Origin of the sequence: Luteimonas wenzhouensis (assembly GCF_007859305.1) — a bacterium.
In the GTDB taxonomy this organism is placed as follows: Bacteria; Pseudomonadota; Gammaproteobacteria; order Xanthomonadales; family Xanthomonadaceae; genus Luteimonas; species Luteimonas wenzhouensis.
This window is the reverse complement of the sequence record NZ_VOHE01000002.1, coordinates 494,146-511,406: the sequence shown is the minus strand read 5'-3', so window position 1 is coordinate 511,406 and position 17,261 is coordinate 494,146. Positions and strand designations below refer to the sequence as shown.

The following is a 17,261-nucleotide window of genomic DNA, read 5'->3' as shown; positions in this document are numbered from 1 at the left end:
TGCTTTGCATACTCGGCTGGTCCGGGGAGGGCGGCTGTTGTATGGCCGACCGGGCGCCACCAGCCATCACGAGGTTCGACGAGTCATGCAATACGGCACAGTGAAGTGGTTCAACGACGCCAAGGGGTTCGGGTTCATCGCGCCGGAAGACGGCAGCGCGGATGTGTTCGTCCATTATTCGGCGATCGACGCCAAGGGCTTCCGCAGCCTGCAGGAGGGACAGCGCGTCCAGTACGAAGTCACCCAGGGCCCGAAGGGCGCGCAGGCCGCCGGGGTCCAGCCGGTCGCCTGAGAAGCCCGACAGGCACGCTCTTCAAGCCCCGCTCCGGCGGGGCTTTTTTGTGGGCTGGACATGGCCGCCCGGCTGCGCGACCGTGCCGGGCAGGTACGCCGGGTGCCGCGGGCACGGGCGTGCCGCAGGCGCCGGGAATGAGGGAGAGTGATGGACGCGTTCGCGACCCACGCCGTAGAGAACCAGCCGCCGCAGTTCGGGCCGTGCGACCTGTGGCGCGACGATGCCGCGCTGCGCGAGGCGCTGGCGCGCGAGGGCGGCGGCGCGTTCGCAGACGCCGTGGCCCGCTACGGCGCGCTGGCCGGTGGCGAGCTGCTGGCGTGGTCCTTCGATGCGCACCGCGACCGGCCACGGCTGCGCACGCACGACGGCCAGGGGCGCCGCATCGACACGGTGGAGTTCCATCCGCACTACCACCGGATCATGGAGGCAGCGATCGCCGGCGGGGTGGCCGCGCTGTCGTGGGCGAGCCCGGAACCGGGCGCGCACGTGGCGCGCGCCGCGCTGTCCTACCTGCATTACCAGGCCGAGCCCGGTACCAGCTGCCCGCTCACCATGACCCATGCCGCGGTGCCGGTGCTGGCGCGCGAGCCCTCGCTTGGGGAATGGGTGGCCAAGGTGGCGTCCTGCCGCTACGACCCGCGCGACGTGCCCATGGCCGACAAGCCGGGGGTGACGCTCGGAATGGGCATGACCGAGAAGCAGGGCGGAAGCGACGTGCGCGCCAACACCACCACGGCGACGCCGCAGGCCGATGGCGGATACGTGCTGCGCGGGCACAAATGGTTCTTCTCGGCGCCGATGAGCGACGCCTTCCTGGTGCTGGCGCAGGCGCCGGGCGGACTGACCTGTTTCCTGCTGCCGCGGCGGCTGCCGGACGGCGCGCTCAACGGCTTCCGGCTGATGCGGCTCAAGGACAAGCTGGGCGACTGGAGCAATGCGTCCTCGGAGATCGAGTTCGACGCGGCGCGGGCCTATCGCGTCGGCGAGGAGGGGCGCGGGGTCGCGACCATCATCCAGATGGTCATGCTCACGCGCCTGGACTGCATGCTGGGTTCGGCGGGGCTGATGCGGATGGCGCTGGCGCAGGCGCTGCACCATTGCCGGCACCGGCGGGCGTTCGGGCGGCGGCTGGTGGAGCAGCCGCTGATGCGCAACGTGCTGGCGGACCTGGCGCTCGAGGCGGAGGCGGCGCTGGCGCTGTCGATGCGGGTGGCCGGGGCGGTGGATGCGGCGCCACGCGACGCGTCGCAGGCGGCGTTCGCGCGGATCGCGACCGCGATCGGGAAGTTCTGGATCTGCAAGCGGGCGGCGGGGTTCGTCAACGAGGCGCAGGAGTGCCTGGGCGGCGCTGGATACGTGGAGGAATCGCTGCTGCCGCGGCTGTACCGGCAGGCGCCGCTCAACTCGATCTGGGAAGGCAGCGGCAACATCCAGTGCCTGGACGTGCTGCGGGCGCTCGCTCGCGAGCCGGAGACGGGGGCGGCGCTGGTGTCGTTCCTCGAGTCGGTGGGCGGCCAGGCGGCGGCCTACGATGCGGGGCTGGCGCGGTTGCGCGGGGCGCTGGGTGCGTCGATGGAACAGGCGCAGGCGCGGTCGCTGGTGGCGGCGTTGGCGGTGCAGCTGCAGGCGGCAGTGCTGTTGTCGGCCGGGAGTCCGCTGGCGGGGGCGTTCTGCCGCAGCCGGCTCGGGGGAGCCGGGGCCGGGGTGTACGGAGCGTTGGCGCCGGACGCGGATTTCGATCTGGTCCTGGAGCGGGCCGGGGGCTCGTGATCGGCGCTGGTGTTTTCCCGATGGGCGTTGGCCGCGGTCGATGGTTGCGGGGCAGCGATGGACCGCGCCGCGGCCGGCGGGCCTGCTCCGCGAACGCCTCCCCCTTGAGTCCGCTGCGCAGGCCCACCGGCCACGGCGCATCTGGGCTCCGGTAACGTCGGGCGGGTGGAGGCGAATGACCGTGCTCCCTTCCCCGCGTGCAGGGGAGGGGTAGACACGGCGTCTTGCTCCCTCCCCCGCTCGGGGGGGGAGGGTTGGGTGGGGGCAGGTTGCCGTGTGCCTGTCATGCGGGACCGCGGTGCCCCCTCCCGGCCTCCCCCCGCGAGCGGGGGGGAGGGGTAGACGGGGGCGCCTTGCTCCCTCCCCCGCTCGCGGGGGAGGGTTGGGGTGGGGGCAGGTTGCCGTGTGCCTGTCATGCGGGATCGCGGTGCCCCCTCCCGGCCTCCCCCGCGAGCGGGGGGAGGGGTAGACGGGGGCGCCTTGCTCCCTCCCCCGCTCGCGGGGGAGGGGCGGCCTGCGGAACGGAAAAAGCCGGCCGCGGAGTTCCGGCGGCCGGCTGGGGCAGGACGATCAGGTGCGACGGATCACTTCGACAGGAAGTCCAGCAGGTCCTGGTTGAGCCGTTCCTTGTGGGTGTCCGTGATGCCGTGGGGTCCGCCCTCGTAGACGATCAGCTCGGCCCCCTTGACCAGCGCCGCGGAGGCGCGTCCGGAGAGGTCGATCGGCACGATCTGGTCGTCGTCGCCGTGGATCACCAGGGTGGGTACGTCGATCTTCTTCAGGTCCTCGCGGAAGTCGGTGGCCGAGAACGCGGCGATCGAGTCGTAGGTGTTCTTGTGCCCACCCTGCATGCCCTGGGCCCAGAACGATTGGATCAGGCCCTGGTTCGGCGTCGCGCCGGGGCGGTTGAAGCCGTAGAACGGGCCGGACGCGATGTCGAGGTACAGCTGCGAGCGGTTCTCGATCGAAGCCTTGCGCAGTCCGTCGAACACCTCGATCGGCAGGCCGCCGGGGTTGTCGCCGGTCCTGAGCATCAGCGGCGGGACCGCGGACACCAGCACCGCCTTCTTCACCCGCGAAGTGCCGTGGCGGCTGATGTAGCGGACCACTTCGCCGCCGCCGGTGGAGAAGCCGACCACGGTGACGTCGCGCAGGTCCAGGGCGTCGATCACCGCGGCCAGATCGTCGGCGTAGTGGTCCATGTCGTTGCCGTCCCACGGCTGGCTCGAGCGGCCGTGGCCGCGGCGGTCGTGGGCGACGACGCGGTAGCCCTTCGAGGCCAGGAACAGCATCTGCGATTCCCAGCTGTCCGAACTCAGCGGCCAGCCGTGGCTGAAGGTGACGACCGGGCCGTGCTTCGGGCCCCAGTCCTTGACGTAGAGACGCACGCCGTCCGCGGTGACGACGAAGTTGCCGTCGATGGTGGCGGCGGAAGCGGCCTGCGGGCCGGTGGCGGCAGCCAGGGCCAGGGCGCCGGCTGCGACGGTACGGGCAATGGTGTTCATGGCGTTGTCTCCGTGCACTTGCAGTTGGGGGAGGGGGCCGGGCGGATCGCGGGCGGTGGTGGCGCCTGCGTGGTGTCGTCGACCGGCGAGGCATACTCTGGGCGCGTTGCCGGGACATCTGGTGATGTAAAGTCCTGAAAAGTTGACAGGGAGTCCGCCCATGACCGACCGGTTGGCTGCATTGATGGCGCACTTCCCGGTGCGGGCCCGGGTCTTCAACGCCGGTCCCCTGTGCGGCGTCAACACCGTCGGGGACGACGGGGAACACGGACAGTTGCACCTGCTGCGCGCCGGGGTGCTCGATCTCGTCCATGGCCGCGAGCAGATCCGCATCTCCAGGCCGAGCCTGCTGCTGTATCCGCGGCCGATGGCGCACCGCTTCATCACCGACGCCGAGCGCGGGGCCGACATGGTGTGCGCGCATCTGTCGTTCGAGGGAGGCGGGGGCAGCCCGGTCGTGGCCGGCCTGCCCGCCTTCGTGTGCGTACCGCTGGAGGAACTCGATGGTGCGGAGCCGCTGCTGTCGATCATGTTCGACGAGGCGTTCGGCGCGCGATGCGGGCGCATGGCCATCGTCGAGCGGCTGTTCGAGGTGGTGATGGTGCAGGTGCTGCGCCACCTGCTGCACGGCGGCGAGATCCGCGTGGGCATGCTGTCGGGGCTGGCGCATCCGCGCCTGCGGCATGCGCTGGTGGCGATGCATGAGGCGCCGGCGAAGGAGTGGCCACTGGAGGAACTGGCCCGGATCGCGGGCATGTCGCGCAGCGTGTTCGCGGCGACCTTCCGCGACACGGTCGGCGTCACCCCCGGGCAGTACCTGCAGTCCTGGCGGATCAGCCTCGCCCAGCAGGCGCTGCGGCGAGGCCGGCCGCTGAAGATCGTCGCTTCGCAGGTGGGCTACGGGAGCGAGGCCGCGCTCTCGCGCGCGTTCAAGGCGCAGACCGGGCACTCGCCGCGCGAGTGGCGCAAGGTTGGCGCAGCGCCGCCCGCGGTCGCGGCCGCCGGGATCAGTCGATGAACTGCAGCTTCGCCAGCTCGGCGTAGAGGCCGCCCTGGGCGAGCAGTTCGTCGTGCGTACCCTGGGCGACGATGCGGCCGTGGTCCATGACCACGATCCGGTCGGCCTTGAGCACGGTGGCCAGCCGGTGCGCGACGACGAGGGTGGTGCGGCCCTCCATCAGGTGTTCGAGCGCGGTCTGCACCGCCCGTTCGCTCTGCGCATCGAGCGCGGAGGTGGCCTCGTCCAGCAGCAGGATCGGGGCGTCGCGCAGCAGCGCGCGGGCGATCGCGATGCGCTGCTGCTGGCCGCCGGACAGGCGCGCGCCGCGTTCGCCCAACTGCTCGTCGTAACCGTTCGGCAGGGCGGTGATGAAGTCGTGCGCCTCGGCCGCGCGCGCGGCCGCCTCGACCTCGGCGTCGCTGGCGCCCAGGCGGCCGTAGCGGATGTTCTCGCGCGCGCTGGCGGCGAAGATCGCTGGCTGCTGCGGCACCATCGCGATCGATTCGCGCAGTTCGACCGGATCGACGCTGGCGATGTCCACGCCGTCCACCGCGATCCGGCCCGATTGCGGGTCGTGGAAGCGCAGCAGCAGCGTGAACACCGTGCTCTTGCCCGCGCCCGAGGGACCGACCAGGGCCACGGTTTCCCCGGGGGCGACGTCCAGGCTGAAGCGGTCGAGCGCCGGCGCGTCGGGCCGGGTGGGGTAGTGGAACGTCACCTCGTCCAGCCGCAGCGCTCCGCGGACCGGGCGCGGCAGCGTGGCCGGCCGCGCCGGCGGGGCGATGCCGCTGCGCTCGGCCAGCAGCTCGCCGATCCGGCCCATGCCGCCGGCCGCGCGCTGCAGTTCGTTCCACACTTCGGCCAACGCACCCACCGAGCCCGCGCCCAGCAATGCATACAGCACGAACTGGCCGAGCGTGCCGGCGGTCATCTCGCCGCGGATCACGTCGTGCGCGCCCAGCCACAGCACCAGGATGATCGCGCCGAAGATCAGCGAGATCGCCACTGCGGTCACCAGCGCCTGCACCCCGATCCGGCGCCGGGCCGTGGCCACCGACAGAGCCACCGCGTCGGCGAAGCGGCCGCGCTCGTAATCCTCGCGCGCATGCGCCTGCACGGTGCGGATCGCGCCCAGCGCCTCGCTGGCCAGGGCGTTGGCGTCGGCCACGCGGTCCTGGCTTTGGCGCGAGATCTTCTGCAGCCGCCGCCCGCCCAGCACCAGCGGCAGCACCAGCAGCGGGATCCCGACCAGCGCCCACACCGCCAGCTTCGGGCTGGTCACCAGCAACATGGCCACGCTGCCCACCACAGTCACCAGGCTGCGCAGCGCCACCGACATGGTCGTGCCGATCACGCTGCGCAGCAGCTCGGTGTCGGCGGTGAGGCGCGAGACGAGTTCGCCGCTGCGGGTACGCTCGAAGAAGGCCTGGTCGAGCCCCACCAGGTGGCCGTAGAGGCGGTTGCGCAGGTCGGCGACCACGCGCTCGCCCAGCAGCGAGACGAAGAAGAAGCGGGCCGCGGTGGCCAGCGCCAGCGCGATCGCCACCAGCAGCACCATGGCGAAGGTCGCGTCGATGTTGCTGCCGCTGCTGAAGCCGCGGTCGATGATCTGGCGCACCGCCACCGGCAGGGCGAGGGTGGCGGCCGAGGATCCGGCCAGCGCCAGCAGCCAGGCCACGAACAGTGCCTTGTGCCGCATGACGAAAGGCCACAGCGTGCGCAGCGACCCGATCGGGGCCTTGGTGCCGGCCGCGCCGTCGTCGCCAGGCGGCTTGCCGGGGGCGCCACCGCGCCGGTCGTGGGTGAACGCCATCAGCCTTCGTCGTCGAAACGTGCCCGGTCACGGGTGGCGTCGCGCAGCCGGCTTTTCAAGTCGGCGACCGCATCCGCCGGCAATTCGAGGACCACCCGGGCGCCCTGCGCATCGAACTCCTCGCCCAGCTTCAGGGCTGAGAACTGCGCGAGGAGGTGGTGCAGCAGGGCGATTTCGGCGAACGGCACGTGCACCGCCACGGTCGCGGTCTCCACCAGCGGCTGGCGCGGCGCCAGGCGCAGGCACTCGGCCGCGGCGCCGCCGTAGGCGCGCACCAGCCCGCCGGCGCCGAGCTTGATCCCGCCGAACCAGCGCGTGACCACCACCACTACGCGGTCGAAGCCCTGGCCGTCGATGGCGGCCAGGATCGGGCGCCCCGCGGTGCCGGCCGGCTCGCCGTCATCGCTGCTGCGGTAGTCCTGGCCGAGGCGCCAGGCCCAGCAGTTGTGGGTGGCGTCGGGCACGCTGACTTCCTGCACGAACGCGGCGGCCTCGGCCGCCGACGCGATCGGCGCGGCGTTGGCGAGGAAACGGCTGTGCCTGACCTCGACGGCGTGGCTGGCCCGTCCGGCCAGGGTATCCAGACTCATCGCTCCAGCAGCGGGCGCAGGTCGTCGGGGACCGTGGCCTGCGGATGGCGGCGCACGAACTCGTGCAGGCTGTCGCGCGCCTGGTCCAGGCGCCCGTCGTCGCGCAGTTCGCGGATCCGCTGCAGCCAGGCCTCGCGCACGTCCGGGGAATCGGCCGAGGCCGGCGGCTGGTCGTCGAGCGGCTGGTCGGCGGCCAGGTCGATCTGCGCAGGCGCCGCCCGGGCCGCGGCGGGCGCCGGGGCCGGTGCCGCCACCGCAGGCGAGGGCGCGGCCAGCGCCGGGGCGGCCTGGCGCTGGCGCGGACGGGGAAGCTCCGCCTCGCGCCGCGTGGACGATTGCGGCGGCGCAGGGGGCGCGGTGGCTGGCGGGTCGGGCACGAAGTCCGCGACCTGCGACGGCGGCGGGGCCGGCGCGGGCGGCTCCGCGGGCGGCGCGACCACGGCCGGCGGCGGCGCGACGGACGGAGCTGGCGTCGGCGACCGCTCGGCCGCTGCCTGGTCGGCGGCGGCGCGCGCGGCGCGCGCCTGCCGGGCTGGGTCGGCGTCCCCGCCGGCGTCGGCCGGCGCGGGCCCTGGTCCGGACGCGCGTTCGACCGGCGGTGCGGCTCGCCGGGGCATGGCCGTGGTGCGGGCAGCGGGCGCGTCGTCCGCCGACCCGATGTCCGGTCCGGCGACGGGCGGGGACGGTCGTGCCGGCGTGGATGCCTCGCCGGCGCCGCTCGCGGCTGCCGGTGCCTGCGCCGGCAGGGAGCCGGTCTCGGACGGCCGCTCCAGCACCCCGGCGTCGGGCAGCGGGCGCAGCTGCCAGGCCACCCCAAGCGCCAGCGCCAGCGAGGCCGCGATGCCCAGGCCCACCGGCCAGCGGCGTGGCCGCCGGCGCGGGGGCAACGGTGGCCGCGCCGATGCCGGCGCGCCGGTGCCGGCGGCGGCGCGCGCGGCAGCCAGGATCGCGGCATCGGTCTGCGGCGACGGCGCGGCGCGCGGGTCGAGCTGCGCCAGCCGGCGCGCCAGCTCGCGCTCGGCCGGGTCGAGCGGCGACTGCGGCCACCGGCTCACGATGCCACCTCCGGCCCGAACCGGGCGCGCAGCTTGTCCATCGCGTAGCGCAGGCGCGACTTCACCGTCTCGCGGCCCACTCCGGTCACCGCGCCGATCTCCTCCAGGCTCAGCTCCTGCTCGAGCCGCAGCAACAGCACCTCGCGCTGTTCGGGCGGCAGGGCATCGAGCGCCAGCTGCAGCTGGCGGCGCTGCTCGAACTCCGACAGCTGCCGCTCGGGCGTGTCCGGATCGGGCACGCGCGCGGTGCGCTCGTCGGCATCGTGCGGCGCCGCCGGCCGGTGGCGCTGCGCGCGCCAGTGGTCGGCGAGGCGGTTGTGCGCGATCCGGTACAGCCAGGTGGTGAACGCGGCTTCGGGCTTCCAGCCCGCGCGCGCCGCGATCACCTTCTGCCAGACATCCTGGAACAGTTCCTCGGCCAGCGCGCCGTCGCGCAGCTGCCCCAGCAGGAACCGGTACAGGCGCAGCCGGTGGCGGGCGTAGAGCTGTTCGAAGGCGGCCACGTCGCCGCCCGCGTAGGCCAGCATCAGGGCCTCGTCGGCGGGTTCGGGGGCGGTGGCGGGGGCGGGCTCGTACACCGGCAGCAGGGTAAGCCCTGCCCCGGGTGGAGTGAAGCGGGCGCGGCCGCGCCGCAGGGGCGGGGCGGCGGCCAGGGGCGGGGCGATCGCGGTCGACATGGCAGTAGCAACGTCCGGGTGGCGCGGGCGGGGTTGCCGGGACCGGCGCCGAATCCCGTTATGCTTCGGAATTGGAGGTGCTTCACCCGTGAATGTCCTGGCCGTCGAGGCGAGCGCGAGCGGTCCCCGTGCACAACAGGGGCTTGCCGGCATCGCGACCCTGCTCGCGCGGACGCTGCCGGCGGGCGCCTCGGTGGCCGTGGGCTGGAACGACCCGCTGCTGGGCAGCGGCGTCTCGACGAGCCCGCTCGCCACCGCGGCGCAGTCGCACGCGGTGGAGGCCCTGCTCGGCGGGGCCGCCCCGGCCGGTGCCCACGGCGACGAACTGAGCGCGGCCTGGCCCCTGGACGCGACCCGCGTCGCGCTGGTGGCGCACACCGGCGGGGGCCTGCCCGACGGCCTGCGCGACGGCTGGTTCGCGCTCGCCCGCAGCACCATCGACGCCACCTTCGCCAGCGCCCGCGCGCAGACCCGGATCGAGGGCCTGCGCAAGTCCGAACGCCTGCGCCAGGCGCTCTACCAGATCGCCGACCTGTCGGGTTCCAACCTCGACATGCAGGAGATGCTGGCGCGCATCCACGCCATCGTCGGCACCCTGATGCCGGCCGAGAACTTCTATATCGTGCGCTATGACGACGTGCGCGACACGGTGCGGTTCCTGTACTTCGTCGACCAGCGCGACCCGTGGAAGGCCGACCCTGACGAGGAGATCCCGCTCTCGGACATGCCCAACAGCCTCACCGTGGCGATGCTGCGCCACGGCCGCCCGCTGCTCGGCCCGTCGGACCGGGTGCGGCGCCTGCTGGGCGTGGAGCGCGACCCGGCGCACGGCCCGGACAGCGCCGACTGGCTCGGCGTGCCGATGCGCCGCGACGGCTACGTCGGCGGCGCGGTGGTGGTGCAGAGCTACGACCAGCCCGAGCGCTACACCCACGAGGACCGTGCCCTGCTCGAGTTCGTGGCCCAGCACATCCTCACCGCGCTCGACCGCAAGTCCGCGCGCGAGGAACTCGAGCGCCGGGTCGAGGAACGCACCCGCGAGCTGCAGCACGCCAACTGGGTGCTGGAGGCGGAGATCGTCGAGCGCGAGCGCGCCGAGCGCCTGCAGCGCGCGCTGTTCCGGATCAGCGAGCTGTCCACTACCGCCGGCAGCATCGAGCGCTTCTATGCCGAGGTGCACGGCGTGATCGACGAACTGCTCGATGCGCGCAACTTCTACATCGCCCTGCTCAGCGACGACGGCAGGCGGCTCGAGTTCCCGTACTCGGTGGATGAACGCGACCCGGTGCGCAGGCCGCGGCCGCTCGGCCACGGCCTGACCGAGTACGTGCTGCGCACCGGCCAGGCGTTGCTGGTGGACCGCTACGGCATGGATCGGCTGGAACAGGCCGGGCAGCTGCGCAGCCACGGCTCGCGCGCGCACTGCTGGCTCGGCGTGCCGCTCTCGCGCGATGGCGCCACGATCGGCGTGATCGCGGTGCAGAGCTACACCGCGGGCATCGGGTTCACCACCTCGGACCAGGAACTGCTGACCTTCGTCGCCCATCACATCGATGGCGCGCTGGCGCGCAAGCGTGCACAGGACTGGCTGATGGCCGCGCACGCCGAACTCGAATCGCGGGTCGAAGCCCGCACCCGCGAGCTGGAGCAGGCCAACCGCGAACTGCGCGCGCAGATCGGCGAGCGCGTGCGCGCGCAGCAGCGGCTCACCCACCAGGCGCGCCACGACCACCTCACCGGCCTGCCCAACCGGGTGTTCCTGCTCGACCGGCTCGACAGCATGATGCTGGAGATGCACCAGGCCGGGCGGCAGCCGTTCGCGGTGCTGTTCCTGGACCTGGACCGGTTCAAGCTGATCAACGACTCGATGGGCCACGCCGCCGGCGACGCGATGCTGATCGAGGTCGGACGCCGGATCCGCGGCGCGATCGGGGCCAGCGACATGGTGGCGCGGCTGGGCGGCGACGAGTTCGCGATCGTGCTCGACGCGGTGGCCGATGCCGACGCGGCCGATGCGGTCGCCGCGCGGATCCAGAAGAAGCTCGGCCGTTCGATGTGGGTGGCCGGGCGCGAGCTGTTCCCCTCCGCGAGCATCGGCATCGCGCTGTGGCAGCCGCGCTACCGCCACGCCGACGAGCTGCTGCGCGACGCCGACGCCGCGATGTATCGCGCCAAGGCGCGCGGACGCGACCGCAGCGAGCGCTTCGACGAGGAGATGCGGGCCGAGGCGATCCGCCTGCTGGACCTGGAGGCGGACCTGCGCCGCGCGATCCAGCGCGACGCGTTCGAGCCGTATTTCCAGCCGATCGTGCGCCTGGCCGACGGCGTCGTGGTCGGCCACGAGGCGCTGTTGCGCTGGAGGCACGACCAGCACGGCTGGCTGCCGCCGTCGGAGTTCCTGCGCGTGTGCGAGGACAGCGGCCTGATCGAACAGGTCGACTGGCTGCTGTACCGGCGGGTGGTCGAATGGATGGGCCGGCACCCGGACGGCTACGTCTCGATCAACGTCTCGCCGCGCCACTTCCACGCCGAGGACTTCGCCGACCGCCTGCTGGACATGGCCGGCGAGGCCGGGGTCGACCCGCGCCGGCTGCGGATCGAGATCACCGAGGGCGCGCTGCTCGACGACGCCCCGCGCGCTGCGCGCATCCTCGGTACCCTGCGCGAGAACGGCGTGGCGGCCCTGCTCGACGACTTCGGCACCGGGTTCTCGGCACTGTCGTACCTGCACCGGTTCCCGATCCAGGCGCTGAAGATCGACCAGAGCTTCATCGCCGGCCTGGCCGGCGACACCCAGACCGAAAGCCTGGCCCTGGTGCGCGCGATCCTCGCCCTCGCCGTGACCCTCGGCATCGAGACCATCGGCGAAGGCGTGGAAACCGAGCAGCAGCGCAGGCTGCTGGCCGACCTGGGCTGCACCTACGGCCAGGGCTACCTGTTCGGGCGGCCTGCACGGCCCGCCGACGACCAGCGCCGGCGGGTCCGTCCCCCGGCGCTCAGCGTGCGATAGCGGCCGGCCGCGGCGGCTGAGCGTCGTCGCCCGCGACCAGGCGGCGGGCGCGTTCCACCAGCTCCACGAACTCGGCGCGCAGGCCCCAGCGATCCTCGCCGCGCGCGGCGCGGGCGCTGGCGGCGATGTCGCTCCAGTCCCAGTCGCCCAGGTGGGCGCCGCCGCGCAACGCATCGGCGAAGGCCGCGACGCTGGCGGCGAAGCGCAGCGTTTCCGATGGCGCCGTGGCGATCGCGCTGCGCAGGATGGGCGTTTGGACCAGCCGGCTCTCCGGCTCGTCCGGGCGCTTGTAGCGCAGCCGCAGGTGCGCCAGTTCGGTGGCGTCGGTGCCTGCCGCCGGCGCCGTCCCCTGCGCGCCGTAGCGCAGCGGCGGCAGCCGTTCGGCGCCGGAGCCGGCCAGCACGATCTCGTACAGCGCGGTCACCTCGTGCCCGGCGCCGATGTCGCCGGCGTCGACCCGGTCGTTGGCGAAGTCCTCGCGCGCCAGCATGCGGTTCTCGTAGCCCACCAGGCGGTATTCGCTCACCGCCGCCGGGTTGAACTCCACCTGGATCTTCACGTCGCGGGCGATGGTCAGCAGGGTCGAGGACATCTCCTCCACCAGCACCTTGCGCGCTTCCTGCAGGGTGTCGATGTAGGCGTGGTTGCCGTCGCCGGCATCGGCCAGACGCTCGGCCAGGTGGTCGTTGTAGTTGCCGTGGCCGAAGCCGAGCGTGGTCAGGGCGATGCCCGACCTGCGCTGGTCGGCGACCATGGTCTCCAGCGAGCCGCCGTCGACGGTGCCGACGTTGAAGTCGCCGTCGGTGGCCAGGATCACGCGGTTCACGCCGCCCTCGATGAAGGCGCGCCGGGCCATGGCGTAGGCCAGGCGGATGCCGTCGCCGCCGTTGGTGCTGCCCCCGGCCTGGAGCCGGTCGAGCGCGGCCAGGATCTCGTCCTTGCGGTCGCCGGGCGTGGGCGGCAGCACCAGGCCCGCGGAACCGGCATAGACCACGATCGAGACCCGGTCCTGCGGGCGCAGCTGCGCGGCGAGTTCCGAGAACGCCTGCTTGAGCAGTGGGAGCTTGTCGTCGGAATACATCGAGCCGGACGTGTCGACCAGGAACACCAGGTTCGCCGGCGGCAGCACGTCCTTCGGCACGTCGTAGCCCTTGATGCCGACCATCAGCAGGTGCCGGCGCGGGTCCCAGGGCGCGGGGGCGATTTCGGTCGTCACCCGGAACGGGGTTTCCCGCGAGCGCGGCGCCGGGTGGCCGTAGTCGAAGTAGTTGATGAACTCCTCGGCGCGCACCGCGTCGGCCGGCGGGCGCACGTCACGGCGCAGGAAGCCGCGCACGTTGCTGTAGCTGCCGGTGTCGACGTCGATGGAGAAAGTGGACACCGGCTGCTCGGACACGCGCTGCACCGGGTTGTCGCCGGGGCGTTCGTAGCGGTCGGTCACCACTGGCGGCAGGGGCGCCGGGGGCGGCGGTGCGAACGTGGACAGCGTCGACGGCGCCGGCGCGGGCATGCGCCCGGCCGCCTGCATGCGCTGCCGCTGAAGCAATTCGCCCTGGCGGTCCTGCATCGCCTCGTGCGCGGCGGCGGCCCCGGAGTTGCCCGGCGCGGGCCATGCGGCCTCGGACGTCGCGGGTGCCGTCGAACGGCAGGCGGTGGCGAGCAGGGTGGTGGCGAGTGCGACGGCGAGGGCGTTGCGGATCATGACCGGTCTCCCGTTGGGGTCGGGGACGGCAAACGTCCGGCGGCGGCGAACGGGGTTGGCCTGGCGCGCGACGCCGGTCCGGTCACGCCAGGAGGGCCTGCACCCGCGGCAGCAGCCGCTCGAACACGGCGAAGACGTCCGCGTCCAGCTGGTGGCCGACCGCGTCGCCGAGCCGCCGCATCGCGTCGCGTACCGGCATCGGCGCGCGGTACGGACGCTGGCTGGTCATCGCGTCGAAGGCGTCGACCAGCGACAGCACCCGGCACTCGAGCGGGATCTGCGCGCCGCGCAGCCCGTCGGGATAGCCCGAACCATCCACCGCCTCGTGGTGGTGGCGGATCAGGCGCGCCACGCGCCCGGCGTCCTCGCGCGCCGTGGCCAGGAACAGGCGCTCGCCGCGCACCACGTGGGTGCGCATCACGTCCCAGTCCTCGGCCCCGAGGGCGCGGCTGGCCAGCAGCACGTCGTCGGGGATGCCGATCTTGCCCACGTCGTGGAAGCGGGCAGCCAGGGCCAGGTCGCCCAGCGCCCGGCGATCGAGGTCGCAGTGGGTGCCGACCAGGGCGGCCAGCTGGCCGACCCGGTCGCAGTGCGCGCCGGTACCGGGGTCGCGCTGGTCGAGCGCGGCGGCGAGCACGCCCAGGGCCGCGTCGTCGGCGGACGGCACGGCTGCGGAGGCGGCGGGGAGGACGAGGGACATCGGGTCAGGGGCGGCCGGGACCGTGCGGGGGGTGGCAAAGCGGAGCCGCGCAGTGAACCACCGCATGCCGACATCGACCGGCGGATTCTACCCCGTCACCGCCGGCGGCGGCCGGGGATAATGCCGGCATGCCCGCCCTCCGCCCGCCCGCCATCGCCCTGATGGGACCCACCGCGTCGGGCAAGACCGCCCTGGCGCTGGAGTGGGCCGAGCGCCTTGGCGGCGAGGTCGTCAGCGTCGACTCGGCGCTGGTCTACCGCGGCCTGGACATCGGCGCGGCCAAGCCCGACGCCGCCGAGCGCGCCCGCGTGCCGCACCACCTGCTCGACCTGCGCCAGCCCTGGCAGGCCTATTCGGCCGCGGAATTCGCCCGTGACGCGCGCGCGGCGATCGAGGCCATCGTCGCCCGTGGCCGCCTGCCGGTGCTCGCCGGCGGCACCGGGTTGTATTTCCAGGCCCTGCTGCGCGGACTCTCGCCGATGCCCGCGGCCGACCCGGCCACGCGCGCCGTGCTCGCGCGCGAGGCCGCCGAGCGCGGCTGGGCGGACATGCATCGGGAGCTGGCCGCGGTCGATCCGGTGGCCGCCGCGCGGATCAAGCCCGGCGATCCGCAGCGCATCCAGCGCGCGCTGGAGGTGTACCGGCTCAGCGGCCGCCCGATCAGCGACTGGCAGCGCGCCGCCGCGCCCGCGCCGCGGCTGCCGGTGCGGGTGCTCAAGCTGGTGATCGCGCCGGCCGATCGCGCGCGACTGCATGACCGCATCGCCGCGCGCTTCGACGCCATGCTGGCCGCGGGATTCCTCGACGAGGTGCGCGCGCTGCGGGCGTTGCCGGGACTGCGGGGCCATCCCGCGCCGCTCGGCCTGCCGGCGATCCGCGCCGTCGGCTACCGCCAGGCCTGGGAGCACCTGGACGGCGCCACCAGCGCGGACGAATTCCGCGAACGCGCCATCGCCGCGACCCGCCAGCTGGCCAAGCGCCAGTTCACCTGGCTGCGCGGCGAACTCGACGCCCTGTGGTTCGACCCCGAACGCCAGCGCGACGCCCTGGAAGCCGCCCTTGCGCGCTTCCTCGGCCCCCGCTGACCCGGCGATCGCGCCTGCCGCGCGGGGCCGGCCGTCCCCGCGACGGGACCGCCCGGAGGCGGCCAGGGGCTCGCGGATGGGGCGATTCCGGGCTCCAATCGCGGTTTCGCCGCTCCGTCCGCCCGCGGCCGGGCGGGTTGTGTACCATCGGGGCGTTGCCGCCGCCGGGGAAATGCGGGTCGGGCGACGCTGCCGGGAGAAACCGCGTGCGCGCCGGCAGCCCACAACAATAACCAAGCTGGGGAAACACCATGTCCAAGGGGCAATCCTTGCAGGATCCTTTCCTGAACGCGCTGCGGCGCGAACGCGTGCCGGTGTCGATCTACCTGGTCAACGGCATCAAGCTGCAGGGCGTGATCGAGTCGTTCGACCAGTTCGTCGTGCTGCTGCGCAATACCGTCAGCCAGATGGTCTACAAGCACGCCATTTCCACCGTGGTGCCGGCCCGCAACGTGCGCGTGGGCCCGGGCGGTGGCGTGGTCCAGGCCGCCAGCGCCGAAAGCGCGGGGGAGTCGGCGGCCGAAACCGCCTGAGCCGCGGCACACCCGGCGGTTGAAGTCGGGGCCGGCGGCCTCCATCTCCAGCGACCGAGCCAACCGCCGAGTCCCGATGCCGACCCAACTGTTCGAGCGCTCCCGCAAGGGCGAGCACGCGCTGCTGATCCAGCCCCATGCCGGGGGCGCCCCCGACGATGCCGAACTCGAGGAGTTCTCCGAACTGGCGCGTTCGGCCGGGGCCACCCTGGCCGGGGTCGTCACCGCGCGCATCGACCGGCCCAATCCGGCCACCTTGGTCGGCAGCGGCAAGCTCGAGGAGATCAAGGCCGTGTGCGAGGCCACCGGCGCCGACCTGGTGCTGGTGAACCACCCGCTCACCCCCGGCCAGGAGCGCAACCTGGAGAAGGCGCTGCAGCGGCGCGTGGTCGACCGCACCGGGCTGATCCTGGACATTTTCGCCCAGCGCGCCCGCAGCCACGAGGGCAAGCTGCAGGTCGAACTCGCCCAGCTCAGGCACATGGCCACCCGCCTGGTGCGCGGCTGGACCCACCTCGAGCGCCAGCGCGGCGGTTCGATCGGCCTGCGCGGCCCGGGCGAGACCCAGCTCGAGACCGACCGCCGGCTGCTGCAGAAGCGGGTGGACATGCTGCAGAAGCGGCTGGAGAAGGTGGAGGTGCAGCGCGCGCAGATGCGCCGCGGCCGGGTGCGCAGCGAGGTGCCGCGCGTGGCCCTGGTCGGCTACACCAACGCCGGCAAGTCGACCCTGTTCAACGCCCTGACCGGCGCCGGCGCCTATGCCGCCGACCAGCTGTTCGCCACCCTCGACCCCACCGTGCGCCGGATCGTGCTGCAGGGCCGGCCGCTGGTGCTGGCCGACACCGTGGGGTTCGTGCGCGACCTGCCGCACGAACTGGTGGCCGCGTTCCGCTCGACCCTGAGCGAGGCGCGCGAGGCCGACCTGCTGCTACACGTGATCGACGCCGCCGACCCGCAGCGCGACGAGCGCATCGGCCAGGTGGACGCGGTCCTGGCCGAGATCGGCGCCGGCGAGATTCCGCAGCTGCTGGTCTACAACAAGATCGACCGGATCCCCGGGGCCGCGCCGCGTCGCGACCTGCCCGAGCCCCTCGCCGCGGGCGCGGAGGGCGGCGGGGTGCCCGGCGGCACCGTGGCCCTGGCCCGCGAACGGGTCTGGATCTCGGCCCGCGACGGGCTCGGCCTGGACCTGCTTCGCGACGCGCTCGGCGCGCGCCTGGCCCGGGGCCGGGTCGTGGGCGAGCTGTCGCTGCCGACCGACGCCGGCCGGTTGCGCGCGCGCCTGCACGCGCTCGACGCGGTCCGCGGCGAATCCCATGACGAGCACGGCTGGACCCTGCGCGTGGATCTGTCGCAGGCCGACGCCGCGCGCCTGGCCCGGTTGCCCGGTGGCGCGGCGCTGCAGCCGCTGCTGCCGGAAGCAGCGGCGGACACCCTGTAAACTAGCCGTCCCGCCGCCCGCGGAACACGCCGGGCCATGGCCGCGCCCCATGCGCGCCCATGGCCGGCCACCGCGCCGCGACGGG

At 73.6% G+C, this 17,261-nt stretch carries 14 protein-coding genes; 7 read left to right on the top strand and 7 right to left on the bottom strand.

Annotated features, from left to right (window positions below; translation table 11 throughout):
* Nucleotides 1–85: 85 nt before the first annotated feature.
* Together FQY79_RS05710 and FQY79_RS05705 are read left to right on the top strand one after the other, a co-directional pair.
* Nucleotides 86–292: a cold-shock protein gene (locus FQY79_RS05710; RefSeq protein WP_027072570.1), complete on the top strand. Its 207-nt coding sequence runs from the start codon at nucleotides 86–88 to the stop codon at nucleotides 290–292.
* A gap of 150 nt (nucleotides 293–442) precedes the next feature.
* Complete coding sequence (locus tag FQY79_RS05705; protein WP_146311589.1) at nucleotides 443–2,065, top strand: acyl-CoA dehydrogenase family protein; 1,623 nt, start codon at nucleotides 443–445, stop codon at nucleotides 2,063–2,065.
* A gap of 584 nt (nucleotides 2,066–2,649) precedes the next feature.
* Here FQY79_RS05705 and FQY79_RS05700 read toward each other — a convergent pair.
* Entirely contained in the window at nucleotides 2,650–3,570 is a 921-nt protein-coding gene (locus FQY79_RS05700) for an alpha/beta fold hydrolase (RefSeq protein ID WP_146311587.1), read from the bottom strand.
* A gap of 160 nt (nucleotides 3,571–3,730) precedes the next feature.
* Here FQY79_RS05700 and FQY79_RS05695 point away from each other — a divergent pair, with 160 nt between their 5' ends.
* Nucleotides 3,731–4,588, top strand: a complete 858-nt coding sequence (locus FQY79_RS05695; RefSeq protein ID WP_146311585.1) for an AraC family transcriptional regulator — start codon at nucleotides 3,731–3,733, stop codon at nucleotides 4,586–4,588.
* Here FQY79_RS05695 and FQY79_RS05690 read toward each other — a convergent pair.
* Genes FQY79_RS05690 through FQY79_RS05675 form a run of 4 tightly spaced genes read right to left on the bottom strand, consistent with a single transcriptional unit; the run spans nucleotide 4,578 to nucleotide 8,705 of the window.
* The gene (locus FQY79_RS05690) at nucleotides 4,578–6,383 is read right to left on the bottom strand and encodes an ABC transporter transmembrane domain-containing protein (protein WP_146311583.1); all 1,806 of its coding nucleotides are present in this window, start codon (nucleotides 6,381–6,383) and stop codon (nucleotides 4,578–4,580) included. The genes FQY79_RS05695 and FQY79_RS05690 overlap by 11 nt on opposite strands.
* Nucleotides 6,383–6,973, bottom strand: coding sequence for an IMPACT family protein (locus FQY79_RS05685; protein ID WP_146311581.1), 591 nt, complete (start codon nucleotides 6,971–6,973; stop codon nucleotides 6,383–6,385). Before FQY79_RS05685 ends, FQY79_RS05690 begins: the two co-directional genes overlap by 1 nt.
* A complete protein-coding gene (locus tag FQY79_RS05680) occupies nucleotides 6,970–8,028 on the bottom strand; it encodes a hypothetical protein (RefSeq protein WP_146311579.1) in 1,059 nt (352 codons plus the stop codon). The genes FQY79_RS05685 and FQY79_RS05680 overlap by 4 nt, the downstream gene beginning before the upstream one ends.
* On the bottom strand, nucleotides 8,025–8,705 hold the full coding sequence (locus FQY79_RS05675; RefSeq protein WP_146311577.1) for an RNA polymerase sigma factor: 681 nt from the start codon (nucleotides 8,703–8,705) through the stop codon (nucleotides 8,025–8,027). The genes FQY79_RS05680 and FQY79_RS05675 overlap by 4 nt, the downstream gene beginning before the upstream one ends.
* 88 nt (nucleotides 8,706–8,793) lie before the next feature.
* On the opposite strand from FQY79_RS05675, the gene FQY79_RS05670 reads away from it, so the two are divergent.
* The gene (locus FQY79_RS05670; RefSeq protein WP_246123017.1) at nucleotides 8,794–11,715 is read left to right on the top strand and encodes a sensor domain-containing diguanylate cyclase; all 2,922 of its coding nucleotides are present in this window, start codon (nucleotides 8,794–8,796) and stop codon (nucleotides 11,713–11,715) included.
* Here the strand turns inward: FQY79_RS05670 and FQY79_RS05665 are convergent.
* The gene (locus tag FQY79_RS05665; RefSeq protein ID WP_146311573.1) at nucleotides 11,702–13,417 is read right to left on the bottom strand and encodes a vWA domain-containing protein; all 1,716 of its coding nucleotides are present in this window, start codon (nucleotides 13,415–13,417) and stop codon (nucleotides 11,702–11,704) included. The two genes, FQY79_RS05670 and FQY79_RS05665, sit on opposite strands and share 14 nt — an antisense overlap.
* A gap of 82 nt (nucleotides 13,418–13,499) precedes the next feature.
* On the bottom strand, nucleotides 13,500–14,117 hold the full coding sequence (locus FQY79_RS05660; protein ID WP_146311572.1) for an HD-GYP domain-containing protein: 618 nt from the start codon (nucleotides 14,115–14,117) through the stop codon (nucleotides 13,500–13,502).
* A 128-nt stretch (nucleotides 14,118–14,245) separates the two neighbouring features.
* On the opposite strand from FQY79_RS05660, the gene miaA reads away from it, so the two are divergent.
* From miaA to hflX, 3 genes are all read left to right on the top strand, one after another.
* Nucleotides 14,246–15,202: a tRNA (adenosine(37)-N6)-dimethylallyltransferase MiaA gene (miaA, locus tag FQY79_RS05655; protein ID WP_146311570.1), complete on the top strand. Its 957-nt coding sequence runs from the start codon at nucleotides 14,246–14,248 to the stop codon at nucleotides 15,200–15,202.
* A 251-nt stretch (nucleotides 15,203–15,453) separates the two neighbouring features.
* Nucleotides 15,454–15,735, top strand: coding sequence for an RNA chaperone Hfq (gene hfq / locus FQY79_RS05650; RefSeq protein ID WP_146311568.1), 282 nt, complete (start codon nucleotides 15,454–15,456; stop codon nucleotides 15,733–15,735).
* Between the two features lie 88 nt (nucleotides 15,736–15,823).
* Entirely contained in the window at nucleotides 15,824–17,176 is a 1,353-nt protein-coding gene (hflX, locus tag FQY79_RS05645) for a ribosome rescue GTPase HflX (protein ID WP_146311904.1), read from the top strand.
* Nucleotides 17,177–17,261 lie beyond the last annotated feature (85 nt).